A 213-nucleotide genomic window follows, 5' to 3' on the forward strand; every position below is an offset into this window, starting at 1 on the left:
GCAGTCCTCGGCGGATCGGTCTCGATCGCCGCGAACGTCGCTCACTCCTTCGTCGCACCCAAGGGAGTCGCCACCCCCGCCACCTGGTCACCCGAGACGGGTGCCGTGGTCGGCGCGGTCGTCTGGCCCGTCTTCCTGTTCGTGGCCGTCGAAATCCTGGCCCGCGTGGCCTGGCCCGACGGCCGCACCTGGAAATGGCTGCGCTGGGGCGGT

The 213-nt window shown here is 71.4% G+C and carries 1 pseudogene; it reads left to right on the forward strand.

Annotated elements, in window-relative coordinates:
- Positions 1-213 (forward strand): annotated as a pseudogene (locus tag ADL15_RS54420) (hypothetical protein); the annotation flags it as partial.

Origin of the sequence: Actinoplanes awajinensis subsp. mycoplanecinus, from assembly GCF_001509495.1 — a bacterium.
Classification (GTDB): domain Bacteria; phylum Actinomycetota; class Actinomycetes; order Mycobacteriales; family Micromonosporaceae; genus Actinoplanes; species Actinoplanes palleronii.